Origin of the sequence: Enterobacter cloacae complex sp. 2024EL-00711, assembly GCF_047529885.1 — a bacterium.
In the GTDB taxonomy this organism is placed as follows: Bacteria; Pseudomonadota; Gammaproteobacteria; order Enterobacterales; family Enterobacteriaceae; genus Enterobacter; species Enterobacter ludwigii.
Genome location: NZ_JBLIZC010000001.1, coordinates 1222174 through 1235872, shown reverse-complemented (window position 1 = coordinate 1235872; position 13699 = coordinate 1222174). Strand labels below are relative to the sequence as shown.

The window sequence follows — 13699 nt, the reverse complement described above, 5'->3', positions numbered from 1 at the left end:
CAGAGCCCGCTTTTTTATTCTCAGACCCGGTCAGCAAAGCGCCACCGGGCAGAAGGTCAGTTCAGACGCACTGGCATACCAGAACGGTTCTGAACGGCCTGGTCAACAATCGCTGTCTCTACATCCGGCTGAGAGGTCACGGACTGCACCGCGCTGTTCAGCGTAACCGGAACGATTTCGTTGTTGTTGATCTGGTCTTCGCTGGTGGACAGCGGGTTGTGTACTTCAATGTAACGGCTGCCATCCGGCTCAGACGTCGCTTTAACCGGTTCGTTGATGAACTGGACGCGGGTTCCGACCGGCACGTTTTCGAACAGGAATTTGATGTCTTCGTTACGCAGACGTACGCAGCCGTGGCTTACGCGCAGGCCGATACCGAAGTTGGCGTTGGTCCCGTGAATCGCGTACAGACGGCCAATGTACAGCGCGTACAGACCCATTGGGTTATCCGGGCCTGCCGGTACAACAGCTGGCAGGGGTTCACCCGCAGCGATGTACTCTGCGTGCATTTTGGCGGTTGGCGTCCAGGTTGGGCCTGCTTTCTTACGCTCAACTTTGGTCGTCCAGTTCATTGGGGTGTCTTTACCCAGCTGACCGATACCGATTGGCAGCACGATAACCGTGTTGGTGCCTTTCGGGTAGTAATACAGACGCATTTCCGCGCTGTTGATGACGATACCTTCATGGACGGTATCCGGCAGGATCAGCTGCTGAGGAATGTTCAGCACGGTACCGGCTTTAGGCAGATACGGGTCAACACCCGGATTCGCTTCCAGCATGTTAGACAGGCCCAACTGGTACTGCGCCGCGAAATATTCCAGTGGCTGAGCGTTACCTTCAGGCACCGTGACCACCTGGTTTTGACCAACCAGACGGCTACCGTCTGTCGGCAGCGGATAAGTCACCGCAGAAGCGGTTTTGCAAAAACCTACTACGGCTAACGCCGCCGCAAAAAGCGTTGTTAATTTCATGTTCATGTTGTGCGAGGTATCTAAGCCATTCCGGCGATGAGTTGATAAGTCTGAATCTTGATGGGAGCGCATTATATGTGCATTCCCGCTAACAGGGAATTCAGATGTGTACGAAATCACATTTTTTTCGATTTTGTTAAAGTTTAGCGGATTGCCGCAACGCGGGATCTCAATTCGGAATTGTGGCATAATGCCGTGTTTATCACACTTTTCGCAGGAATCTCCCCGTGTTAGTTACCAGCAACGTCACTATGCAGTTTGGCAGTAAGCCGCTGTTCGAAAACATTTCCGTCAAATTTGGCGGCGGCAACCGTTACGGCCTGATTGGCGCCAACGGTAGCGGTAAATCTACTTTTATGAAAATCCTCGGCGGTGATTTAGAGCCGACGCTGGGCAACGTTTCGCTCGATCCAAACGAGCGCATCGGTAAGCTGCGTCAGGATCAGTTCGCCTTTGAAGAGTTCACCGTCCTTGACACCGTTATCATGGGACACGCGGAGCTGTGGGAAGTGAAGCAGGAGCGCGATCGCATCTACGCGCTGGCGGAGATGAGTGAAGAAGATGGCTACAAAGTGGCCGATCTCGAAGTGTTGTACGGCGAAATGGATGGCTACTCTGCGGAAGCGCGTGCGGGCGAGCTGCTGCTGGGTGTGGGTATTCCGGTAGAACAACATTACGGCCCGATGAGCGAAGTCGCGCCAGGCTGGAAACTGCGTGTTCTGCTGGCGCAGGCGCTGTTCTCCAATCCGGATATCCTGCTGCTTGACGAACCAACGAACAACCTGGACATCGACACCATCCGCTGGCTGGAGCAGACGCTGAACGATCGCGACAGCACCATGATCATCATCTCGCACGACCGTCACTTCCTGAACATGGTGTGTACACACATGGCGGACCTGGACTACGGCGAGCTGCGCGTTTATCCGGGCAACTACGATGAGTACATGACGGCAGCCACGCAGGCGCGTGAACGTCTGCTGGCGGATAACGCCAAGAAGAAAGCCCAGATTGCTGATCTGCAGTCTTTCGTCAGCCGCTTCAGCGCGAACGCCTCCAAATCTCGCCAGGCGACCTCTCGTGCGCGCCAGATTGACAAGATCAAGCTTGATGAAGTGAAAGCGTCCAGCCGTCAGAACCCATTCATCCGCTTCGAGCAGGACAAGAAACTGTTCCGTAATGCGCTGGAAGTGGAAGCCCTGGCTAAAGGTTTTGAAAACGGTCCGCTGTTTAAAAACTTTAACCTGCTGCTGGAAGTGGGCGAGAAGATCGCCATTCTGGGTGCCAACGGCGTGGGTAAATCCACCCTGCTGAAAACCCTGGTCGGCGAACTGCAGCCGGATAACGGTACCGTGAAGTGGTCTGAAAACGCGCAGATTGGTTACTACGCACAGGACCATGAATACGAGTTCGAAAACGACCTGACCGTCTTCGACTGGATGAGCCAGTGGAAGCAGGAAGGCGATGACGAGCAGGCGGTGCGCAGCATTCTGGGTCGTCTGCTGTTCAGTCAGGACGACATCAAGAAGCCTGCTAAAGTGCTGTCCGGTGGTGAAAAAGGGCGCATGCTGTTCGGCAAGCTGATGATGGAAAAACCCAATATCCTGGTGATGGATGAACCGACTAACCACCTGGATATGGAATCTATCGAATCGCTGAACATGGCGCTGGAGATGTATCAGGGGACCCTGATCTTCGTCTCTCACGACCGTGAATTCGTCAGCTCGCTGGCGACCCGCGTGATCGAAATTACGCCTGAGCGCGTGGTGGACTTCACCGGTAACTACGAAGATTACCTGCGCAGTAAAGGTATCGAGAGTTAAAAAAAGCCCGGTGGCGATACGCCTACCGGGCCTGTGTTTGATGCCCTCTCCCTGTGGGAGCGGGCATCAGGCCGTACTAGACCACCCATTCACTCCCTTCAATACCATTCACCAGCAGCGTGCGTTTTTCCCCGGCCGGTAACGATATCTTCAGCGCTTTCCACGCCGGACGATAATCTCCCCGCGCACTGACCTTCAGGTTGATGGTGGCACCGTCGCATGCCATGTCCCATTCCACCCACAGCGCATTGCCGTTCTGATAGCCCCAGCTTTCACCATCGTCTTCAAACAGCAGGCCCGCGGTTGAACCGACGCCTTTCACCGGGAACAGTTTCAGCTCACGGATAGTGTCTTTTTCCGCGCTGACATGCGTAATGCGTTCGCTGAGCGGCAGACCCGCACCGGCACGTACCAGCAGCGGCAATTTCTCCAGCGGCGCATCACGTACGATCCACTGCCCGCCAGCGAACCACTCGTGGGTGTAAAAATCGTACCAGCCCGTTTCGTTATCCGGCAGCCAGACGCGTCGCTCGCGCTGCCCGGCCTCCACCACGCTGGCCACCAGCAGGTCGCGACCCAGCAGGAAATCATCGTTCTCTTCAAACGTCTGCGCATCGTGTTCGTGGTCGAGGAAGGTCGGGCGTAGCATCGGTTCGTCGTCAGCATGCGCCTGCCAGAGCAGGGTATAAAGGTACGGCAGCAGACGATAACGTAATTCAATGGCACCACGAATAGCCGGCGTCACGCCCGGATACATCCACGGCTCGTTAACGGTGTGGTCATCATTCCATGAGTGAATAGTAAAGCGCGGATGCATCACGCCGTTTTGCACCCAGCGTACGAACAGTTCCGCGTCGGGTTTGTCGCCAGAAAAACCACCGACATCATGCCCCACATTAAACAGCCCGGACAGGCTCATTCCCAGACCCATGCGGGTGTTATAGCGCAGGGTATCCCAGCTGGTACGGTTATCGCCGCTCCAGGTCTGGACGTAACGCTGCATGCCCGCGCAGCCGGAGCGGGAAATGAGATACGGACGTTTTTCCGGGGCAAAACGCTGCTGCGCTTCCAGCGAGGCACGCATCATCAGCAGCGGCATCACCGGGCGAATGTGCTTGATCGCGATTTCCTTGCCAAAGCCGTGGCAGCGGGCTTCGCCATCCCACACTTCATATTCGTTGTTGTCGTTCCAGGTGGCGTCGATCCCCATCTCAAGCAGCTGCGTGGTTACCCCTTCCTGCCACCATTTCACCGTCTGTGGGTTGGTAAAATCGAGGTGAGAACCTTCGTCATCCCAGAAACTGGAGCGTTCTGGCGCGTCGGTTTCTGAATCGCGGATGAACAACCCGTTTTCCTCAACTTCGTTATAGCGCGGGTGATCCTGCAGCAGGCATGGCTTGATGTTGGCCGCCAGCTTTAACCCCGCGTCGTGGAAGGCCTGGGTCATCACCTTCGGCTGCGGCACCTTGTCGTGGTTCCAGTTAAAGACGTAGCGCTTGCCGTTGATCGAGGTATAGCCCGAAGAGAGCTGGAACGAGTCGCAGGGAATAGCATGTTCTTCGCACAGACGAATAAAGTTCATCAGCTGGTTCTGCGCATCCGGCGCGTCGGTGTAATGCATGGTCGAACCGCTGTAACCCAGGCTCCATTTCGGCCCGAAGAGCGTTTTCCCGGTCAGACGCACGAAAGCTTTGGTCACGTCCAGCGCCCGTTTTCCCGTGAACAGGTAGTAATCGATGTCGCCCGCTTCCGCCTGCCAGCGACGATAGGCGGTGTGATAGTTGTCAATCTCGTTGCCCAGATCCAGCCAGCAGCTGCTCAGGTTGTCGTAGAAGAGACCGTAGCTCACGTCATCGCGACGGGTGAGGGTGAACGGAATATGTTTGTACAGAGGATCGGTGCTGGCCGCGTTGTAGCCCATTGCATCGAGGTTGCGCATCTCGTAGCGTTTACCGTTACGCTGCAGATCGCCGGCTTTCTCACCCAGACCGTAGAAGCGTTCATCCTTGCGGCGGCTCAGGTAGTGCGCCGCACCGTCGCCATGGGCATTCAGCAGATAGGCACTGGTTGGACGGTCGTTGACCAGTGGCTGCCACTCACCCGCCTCATTGCGGTAGTGCCACTCCAGCCACAGCGGCTGATGCACGGTCACACGCAGCTGTTCGGTAGCAACCGTCAGTACGTCGTCCTGCTGCGTTAGCGTCCAGGCGGGGCAGGTGAAACCACTCAGATCGTCGCGGCGGCGACCTTCCCACGGCACATCTTGCTGCGGGGCGATGCTCCAGGTGCGATCCAGCGTCAGTTCACCTTTGCGTTTAATCAGCACGCGGAACAGATTTTCTTCCAGCACATACAGGCACAGACGGTGCTGGTTATCGACCAGCAGTTCCAGATGGTGTGCCGACTGCTTATCAACGGTCCAGTTTTTCAGGGTTTTCATATGCAATACATCCACTATCAGGCGCGCTTGGCGCGACGTTCAGCAATAAATGCCACCAGGAAAACAGCGCCAATCAGGTCAAAAAACCCCATGGCAATAAAGAGCGGGTTAAAGCCGATTTTGTCGGCGGTCACCCCAATTAACAGGGAGAACAGGAAGCTGGCGATCCAGGCCGCCGAGCCGCGCATGCCGTTAACGGTCGCCATCTGACCTTTATCAAATGACTCCACGACCAGGGCGCTGAGCATGCAGGAGATGATCTGATGCCCGAAACCGCCGATGGAGATCAGCACGATGGTGATATACGGGTCGCGGGTAATGGCCACGACCGCCAGGGAGATCATCAGGAATGCGCCGGTGACGGAGCTGGCCACCACCGAGTTCACACGGCTGCAGCCGAACAGTCGGGCATACAGACGGGTGAGGTAGCCGCTTGCCACGCTGCCGAGGTCCGCGGCAAGGAACGGCAGCCAGGCAAACATCGCAATCTGCTTCAAATCCATGCCGTGCTCTTTGGCGAGATACAGCGGAACCCAGAAGCTCAGCACGGCCCAGGCCGGTTCGGCCATAAACGCCGGAAGGGCGATACCGTAGAAGCGCTTATTTTTGGAGACATTTTTCAGCGCGGTGAGGAAGGGCAGTTTTACCGCAGGCGGTTCGTTATCCTGCTTGATAAACGCCAGCTCGTCCTTGCTCAGGTTCGGATGCTGTTCCGGGTTGTGGTAAAAAGCCCACCAGAGGATCACCCACAGCAGCGCCAGCACGCCGGTAAACATAAATGCGCCCTGCCAGCCAAACGAGGCGTGCGCGAAATAGATGATGGGCGGTGCCAGCATCGCGCCAATGGAAAACCCTACGCCCGCCCAACCGGCCGCGACAGGACGTTCCGATTTCGGGAACCATTCGCCAATGGTTTTCGCATTCGCCGGCGTGGCGGCCGCTTCAGATGCACCCATAAAGAAGCGCAAGATAGCCAGGTGCAGCCAGCTGCCCGCCCCGGCGTGGAAAATACACATCAGCGCCCAGATCCCGGCGCAAACCATAAAGCCAATCTTCAGACCAATCACGTCGATCAACCAGCCGCACAGAGGCTGGAAAATGGTGTAGGCAATCTGAAATGCCCCGACGATCCAGGAGTATTGCTCGGTGGTGATCCCAAGGCTCTCTTTCAACTCAGGGGCGAGAATACCCAGCGAGTTTCGGGTGATGTAGTTAACGGTGACGCCCAGTAAGAACAGCACCAGCACATACCAGCGCAGGTTCTTAATGACGCGACGGGTTTTGCTTGTCGCAACGGTGTTATTGATGTCCTGACTCATTTTACTCTCCACAAGACGGACGGTAAGGGGACGGAGGTTCAGGTGTCACACAGATTTTTATGGCTTTGATTTCTATCCGTTTTAATTTCGAAGTTGCTATACAACTAGTATGGAAGTGGTGTGACAAATTCACCTTAAGGGAGAAAATGAGCGGGCAATAGTGGATTTTGTGCAAAATTTCTCATCAATGACATAAATCATCTGGCATGATGCTTTTCATGCCAGTTACTGCCTGATGAGTACGCTATGAAAATTTTTTCATTTCGCAAATGGAGCCAGATCACAAAATGGACAAAAGGCTAAAAATCACCGAAATTGCCGCCCGCACACAGCTCTCCATCAGCACCGTGTCGCGGGTGCTGGCAGGAAAAGCGAACACCAGTGAAAAAGCGCGCGCCAGAGTACTGGCTTGTGCGCGGGAGCTGGGGGTGATGGACGGTCTGGCGGCGGGGCGTCTACTGCTCAACAGCCTGGTGGTTTTTGCGCCACAGCGCGCCTTTGACGAGCGGTCCGACATCTTTTACTACCGCGTGATTCAGAGCGTGAGTAAAGGCCTTGCTTCCCACGATGTCCGTCTGCGTTATTGCGCGCTGGAAGAGAATGACAGCGACGCACAGCTTTTTCTGGCACGGATGAACGAGCCGGAGACACAGGCCGCTATTCTTCTCGGTATCGACGATCCGCATATCCACGATCTGGCGGTGGATGTGGGTAAACCCTGCATGCTGATTAACTGCCGCGACCGGCATATGCGCCTGCCTGCAGTGGCACCGGACCACCGCTCGATAGGTGAGCGGGCCGCGGACTATCTGTTTGAAATGGGACACCGTGAGGTGATGATTGTCCTCTGCCTGCGGCGTTACACCATGGAACTGCGTCTGGCCGGGATCCGCGATGCGTGGCAATCTCACAACCTGAAATTCAACGATAAACGCGATCTGCTGGTGGCTCCGAGCTTCAGCGCGCGTGAAACGGAAGAGCTGGTCACCTCCTGGCTCCGTCAAATGCAGGGTAAGGATCTGCCCACCGCATTTTTGGTCGGCGGCGATTTTATGGCGGCGGGCACCATCAGTGCGCTGCAAAAACAGGGCTTGCGCGTGCCGCAGGATATCTCGGTGATGAGCATTGACGGGTTTAATCTGGCGGCCATTCAGGATGTTCCGCTCACGGCGGTGCACGTACCGCGCGATGAACTGGGAACCGAAGCGGTGCATATGCTTCAGCAACGGCTGATGCGCCCGGATGCGCCGGTGGGAACGTTATTGCTTAACGGCACGCTGGCCGTGCGGGGATCTGTCCGGCGGATACGTCAGGGGAAACGACGCACCGCCGTGGAGCGGGAAGGGTTATACGACAGTTAAGCCATACCCAGGGCACGCTTGCCGTGAATATTCAGATCGTTCACGGTAAAGCGGTCCTGCCAGTTTTTTTCATAATCTTCGCGCGGGAAATCGCCCGGCGATGCACCGGTTTCCAGCGCTGCTTTCACTTTTTTCGCATAGGCGAGGTTTTTCTCGCACATCGGGGCGGCAGGGATATACATCACGTTGCCCCAGCCTTGCTGATTTTCCACCGGTGCAACGGAGTGGATGACGTCACAGTGCCACCACACGGAATCGCCTGCTTCCAGTGCAGGAATGCTGCTCAGCGCTTCGATTAACAGCGGATGCCATTTCTCGGAGACCGGCAGGACACGCCCCGGCGCGACGCCGCAGAGTTCATCTTCCGGGACATCATCCAGCAGCGGACGCAGCAGAATGTAGGCCATCGCTTCCGGGATCGGCACCACATGCAGCAACCCCTGACCCGGGATCATATCTGACAGCGCCGTCCAGCCCTGGAAGGTGCGGAATACAGAACATTTTGTGGTGTTATCCACGGTGTACTCTTCCACTTCGGTACGGTGTGCGGCGTTCCACGGATCGTATTTATCCACGTTGCCGTCAAAAACGCGGGCAAAGACCTGCTGATAGGCCGGCAGCAGCCAGCGCTCCAGCGCGCCGGAATCGGTATGCGCGCCCAGCCCTTTAGAGGTGGTACCCGGTGGGCGACGACGAATACGGTCCGGATAAATGACGCTGACGTCCGGATCGAACCACTGTTTGCCATTACTCTCGAATGTCCATAAACGGTTCAGGAACGACTGTACCTGCGCCATCTCTTCACTCTGGCGAGCCTGCATTTGCGCCTGCGACCAGTAGATAGGGTAAATTTCCGGACGTGAGGCGGTTAAGGTACCAAAGAAGTTATCGCCCGGACCTTTATAGACCTCATCAAACCGGTTGAGATCGAGGTAGTCGAGCATCGATTGATCCCACGCCAGCGCCTGCTCGCGAGGGAAGTGACCTTTAATCACCGCGCAGCCACGGCGTTTGACCGCGTCACGCTGTGCCTGGGTGATCGTCCCGTTTTTCACATCCGCAAACGGGATAACCGGCCAGACGGTTTCACCTTTGTTCTTCAGGGCATTAATTTCCGCCACGCGGGTCGCGATTTTATCGCTGAGCGTGTCGAATACCGCCTGAACGTCTCCGATCTGCGCTCGTAATTCACGCTTCAACTGACGAATCGCTGCTTTATGGTCCTCAGGCAAACTTTCACTGGTAAACGTCATAACTGCCTCGCATCTTTCATTCGAAAGTAAAAATATCTACAAGTGATACTTTAAGTTAAAAATTAGTTAATGCAAGTTTAAATATTTGACGAGTGCCACAGGATGGAAAAAGAGTGAGGTACCGGAGCAGTGCTCCGGCAAGAGAGAGATTACGCGTCGAACGGGGAGTGGTCGTCAAGCACGGCCTGAATCACATTCAGTGCGCCCTGATGGTTGTTGTCATCCGTGCTGTAGCGGCAGATCGTTTTGATGCTCTGCGCCGCGTTGCCCATGGCAAAATTGTATTTCACCAGCTTCAGCATTTCCGCATCGTTGCCGCTGTCGCCGATGGCCACGCACGCCTGTGGGGAGATTTTCCAGCGCTTCAGCAGACGGCTAATGCCGTTGGCTTTGTGCAGGCCCGGGATAATTAAATCGACAAACCCAAAACCGCTGGTGACGGGTTTCATAATCCCGTCGAGGGAGACGTGCAGTTTGTCGACAAGATTCGGGATATCGCTGTCCGGCAGATTCAGGGAGAATTTGAACAGCACGTCGTCAATTTCGCGGTAATCACGGATGCGTTTTAAGCGGTGGTAGTGCTTTGACATGAGCGCCACAAACGCGTCCGGCGCCCGTTCGCTGACGTAGGCGCTCTCCAGCCCACAGGCCACAAAGTTGAGCGCGTTGTCTTTCAGCAACTCGCCAATGACAATTTGCGACTCATGGCGGGTCAGTTCACCGTGAAAAATCTGCTCACCGTGATCGAACACCAGCGCGCCATTTTCCGCCACGAAGGAGATCTGATCTTTCAGTTCCGGGAAGAAGGAGATGAGCTGGTAATACTGGTTGCCGCTGGCGACAACAAATTCAATATCACGGGCTTTAAGCTGCTCAAACTGTGCCTGAAAGCGGTCGCGGTCGTACTGCTTGGCATCATCAAGGAAAGTTCCGTCCATATCGGTGACGATAACTTTTACGGTCATACTGTGCTCCTGAGTCACTGCGTTTGAAACATTCTAATAACAAGGTGACGGAGAGCACAAATTTAATTTCATTCGAAAGTCAAAGCAAAGCGGCAACCGAAATTGCCGCTTAAAGACAGGTTCCCTCTCCTTGATGGGAGAGGGCATAAGTCTGAAGAGAGTTAAAGCGTGTGCTCGGTACGCGCAATAATATCGTCCTGCGCATCCGGCGACAGGGCGGTAAAGAACGCGGAGTACCCTGCGACGCGCACCACCAGGTCACGATACTGGTCCGGGTGTTTCTTCGCTTCCAGCAGCGTTTCACGCGAAACGATGTTGTACTGAATATGCCAGCCCTTGTGCACTTCAAAGAAGGTACGCAGAAGCACCATCAGTTTCTGACGGTCACTGTCATTTTCCAGCGTCGACGGATTGAGCTTCTGGTTTAACAGTACCCCGCCGAGGATCGCTTCGGTTGGCAGTTTGCCGACAGAGCCAATTACCGCCGTCGGGCCGAGGTGGTCAGTACCGGAGGCCGGGCTGGCTCCTTCTGCCAGCGGAGTATGCGCCTTACGTCCATCCGGGGTTGCCATCGTTGCCGCGCCAAACGGCACGTTCGCGGAGATAGATGACGTGCCGGCATAGTAGTTACCGCCAATCGGACCACGGCCATAGCGCGGGTTATGGTACTGCTTCAGCTCGGCGATATAGGTTTCGTAGGCACGGGTCAGCAGCATATCCACGCTGTCGTCATCGTTACCGTATTTTGGCGCGCCGTTGATCAGCCGCTGACGCAGCTGCTCGTGGGTCAGCCCGTCGAAATCATCGGCCAGAGCGGCGGCCAGCTGTTGCTGACCTATCGTACCCTGTTCGAAGACCAGTTTTTTCACCGCGGCCAGGCTGTTGCCCAGGTTAGCAATACCCACCTGCAGGCCTGACACCCAGTCATACTTCGCGCCGCCTTGTTTGATGCTTTTCGCGCGTTCTATACAATCATCCACCAGCGCTGAGCAGAGAATATCGGGGACGTTCTCTTCCAGCATCGTGTCTACCACATACTCAATCTCGATAGATTTGCGGGTGTAGTAGCGGATCTGGGTATCCCACGCCGCCATCACCTCTTCGAAGTTATCGAAGTTACCGGCAGAGAGTGCTTTCTCCTGTGGCAGGAATACCTTACCGCTGGTGGCATCGCGGCCGCCTTCCAGCGCTGCCAGCATCACGCGGGCGAAGTTGATAAAGCTCATGCCGGTGCAGCGATAACCCCATTTGCCACCCACTGCGGTTTCGATGCAGCCAATCGCGGCATAGTCATAGGCATCCTCTTTTTCGACGCCGAGCTTGATGAATTCCGGAATAACAATCTCATCGTTGTTGAACGCGGGCATACCAAAGCCGCAGCGGATCACCTGCACGCAGGCGTCGAGGAAGTCATTGCTCATGCCCGCATGATAACGCACGCTCAGGTTTGGCTGCGTGGAGCGCAGGCGACCGCAGGATTCCAGAATCGCGTAGCTGAGCGGATTGACTGCGTCCATAGGCTCACCGTTGATCAGCGTCTGTCCACCGATGGTGACGTTCTGATACAGCGGGCTACCCGCTGAAGCTTTGGAGTGCGAACCGGAGCGGATTTTGTTCACTTCCAGCAGCTTCAGCCAGCAGCTGTGCAGCAGCTCGATGGCATGTTCGCGGTCGAGGCTCTGGTTCAGCTCCACGTCGCGGCGGTAGTACGGATAGAGGTACTGGTCCATGCGGGCAAACGAGACGGAGTGGCCATTGGACTCAATCTGCAGAATAAGCTGGATGAAGTAGCACAGCTGCAGCGCCTGCCAGAAGGTTGTTGGCGGCTGATGGGCGATTACATCACAGTTTTCTGCCATCGCCAGCAGCTCGTCGCGACGGCTTTCACGGGATTCGGTTGCCGCCATTTCACGCGCCAGCGCGGCGAAACGTTCGATGTGCAGGCTGACCGCTTCCAGCACAATATCGATCGCTTTCAGGAACTGTTCCCCGTAAAGGTCGTCGAGCACCGTCAGGTTGATACGCGAACGACGCTCGGCCACTTTGTCGCGCAGACCATCGAGGCCTTTCTCCAGCAGCAGCGGGAAGTTAACCGCCAGGTGTGCGTCGCCGGAGGTCATGTTACCTTCCGCTTTGATAATGCCGGTTTCCAGCAGCCCTTTTTGCTCGTCGGTGAACATGCCGTAGCAGCGATCCTGCACCGTCTGGCCGCGCCACCATGGGCAGATCTCATGCAATACGCGCTTGTTTTCTTCGCTCACCGCAAAGCCTGCGCCCGGACGGTCCGCCAGATCGTCAATCTCTTTTTCAATCCACGAGACGGTGTATTCCGGGAAAATTGGCGCGGCGCGGACTTCACTGGCCTGGTTACCGATGATCAGCTCATCGTGTTTTATCCAGATGGTGCGCTGCGCGAGGTGATGCGCCAGCGCCAGCGCGCGACGCACCGGGATCGGCTTGTCCATATGCTGCTGGTACATCTCGGTGTAATGCAGGGCGCGCTCGGTACAGACCGGCGGCTTCACGATATGCACGAGGGCCGTTTTGTGTGCTTTTATGCGCTCGCTAAGGGTGCTGAGATTCAGGGTCGTCATAAGTTTATCCTCGTAAGGTCGCGGTTAACCCTTTCTGGCAGGCGTACTGCTGTGCGAAGTCCAGAAGCGCAGGATCATCCAGCGGTTTATCAGGGGCAGAGTAGGGTTGGCCGAGCAGGGTATATTTGTTCATGCCCAGCGTGTGGTACGGCAGAAAATGGATCTCGCGGACGTTGAGTTCGTCTGCGGCAAAATTGGTGATGGCGGTAATCGACGCTTCATCGGCGTTGAAGCCCTGAATCAGCGGTACGCGGATGGTGACCTGTTTACCGGCGGCGGCCAGGCGTTTCAGGTTACCAAGGATCCGTTTGGCGGAACCGTCGGTCCACTGTTTGAACGTCCTGCCATCAACGTGTTTCAGGTCCGCCAGGAACAAATCGACATACGGTAATGACGGTGCAATATAATGCCATGGCACGTGGAGACAGGTTTCCACGGCGGTATGTATGCCTTGCTCATGGCTGGCTTTAAACAGGGCATGAGCCAGATCGGGATTCATAAACGGTTCACCGCCGGACAGGGTTATCCCACCGCCGCTGCGGTCATAGAACGGCTTGTCGCGCAGTACGGTGGACATAATCTCTTCAACCTGCTTTTCTTCACCACAGACGGTGAGCGCCTGCGTCGGGCAGCAGTCGGTGAGGGCGTCAAGAATCTCTTCGTTAAGCTTTTCACGGTGGATAACCAGCCCATTCAGCGCACGATCGATAATGCCCGGCGCCGCTTTCTGGCACAGGTCGCAGCCTTCCAGGCACAGCCGTGCGTCAAAGAGCACATCCCGGTGGCGGGAGCGGCTTTCCGGATTCTGGCACCAGCGACAGCCCAGCGAGCAGCCTTTCAGGAACACCACGGTACGAATACCGGGGCCATCGTGGGTAGAGTAACGCTGAATATTGAAGATCATGTTTTCGCCTCTCATCTTGCATATGAAGATTAAATTACTTTCGAATGAAAGTTATCTTGATGCAGGTCA

9 protein-coding genes are annotated in these 13699 nt (G+C 55.9%); 2 read left to right on the top strand and 7 right to left on the bottom strand.

The annotated features are described in order from the left end of the window. Positions 1-56: 56 nt before the first annotated feature. Positions 57-977: a L,D-transpeptidase gene (gene ldtB, locus ACMVME_RS05995; RefSeq protein WP_025204618.1), complete on the bottom strand. Its 921-nt coding sequence runs from the start codon at positions 975-977 to the stop codon at positions 57-59. Between the two features lie 221 nt (positions 978-1198). Between ldtB and ACMVME_RS05990 the strand changes: the two genes are divergently transcribed. Next, the gene (locus ACMVME_RS05990; protein ID WP_014169271.1) at positions 1199-2794 is read left to right on the top strand and encodes an ABC-F family ATPase; all 1596 of its coding nucleotides are present in this window, start codon (positions 1199-1201) and stop codon (positions 2792-2794) included. Positions 2795-2870: 76 nt separating this feature from the next. Here the strand turns inward: ACMVME_RS05990 and ACMVME_RS05985 are convergent, their stop codons facing one another. Together ACMVME_RS05985 and ACMVME_RS05980 are read right to left on the bottom strand one after the other, a co-directional pair. After that, entirely contained in the window at positions 2871-5234 is a 2364-nt protein-coding gene (locus ACMVME_RS05985; protein ID WP_068795075.1) for a TIM-barrel domain-containing protein, read from the bottom strand. A 17-nt stretch (positions 5235-5251) separates the two neighbouring features. Continuing rightward, positions 5252-6553 (bottom strand): MFS transporter, encoded by a 1302-nt coding sequence (locus ACMVME_RS05980; RefSeq protein WP_020884899.1) that lies wholly within the window; start codon positions 6551-6553, stop codon positions 5252-5254. Positions 6554-6840: 287 nt separating this feature from the next. On the opposite strand from ACMVME_RS05980, the gene ACMVME_RS05975 reads away from it, so the two are divergent. Further along, positions 6841-7914 (top strand): LacI family DNA-binding transcriptional regulator, encoded by a 1074-nt coding sequence (locus ACMVME_RS05975; RefSeq protein WP_068795074.1) that lies wholly within the window; start codon positions 6841-6843, stop codon positions 7912-7914. Here the strand turns inward: ACMVME_RS05975 and ACMVME_RS05970 are convergent. From ACMVME_RS05970 to ACMVME_RS05955, 4 genes are all read right to left on the bottom strand, one after another. Next, positions 7911-9167: a DUF1479 domain-containing protein gene (locus tag ACMVME_RS05970; RefSeq protein ID WP_068795073.1), complete on the bottom strand. Its 1257-nt coding sequence runs from the start codon at positions 9165-9167 to the stop codon at positions 7911-7913. The two genes, ACMVME_RS05975 and ACMVME_RS05970, sit on opposite strands and share 4 nt — an antisense overlap. A gap of 149 nt (positions 9168-9316) precedes the next feature. After that, the gene (locus tag ACMVME_RS05965; protein WP_025204614.1) at positions 9317-10132 is read right to left on the bottom strand and encodes a Cof-type HAD-IIB family hydrolase; all 816 of its coding nucleotides are present in this window, start codon (positions 10130-10132) and stop codon (positions 9317-9319) included. A 161-nt stretch (positions 10133-10293) separates the two neighbouring features. Next, positions 10294-12726 (bottom strand): formate C-acetyltransferase/glycerol dehydratase family glycyl radical enzyme, encoded by a 2433-nt coding sequence (locus ACMVME_RS05960; protein WP_068795072.1) that lies wholly within the window; start codon positions 12724-12726, stop codon positions 10294-10296. A 4-nt stretch (positions 12727-12730) separates the two neighbouring features. Next, positions 12731-13630 carry a glycyl-radical enzyme activating protein gene (locus ACMVME_RS05955; RefSeq protein WP_068795071.1) on the bottom strand — a complete coding sequence of 300 codons (900 nt, stop codon included), beginning with the start codon at positions 13628-13630 and terminating at the stop codon, positions 12731-12733. Positions 13631-13699: the final 69 nt, after the last annotated feature.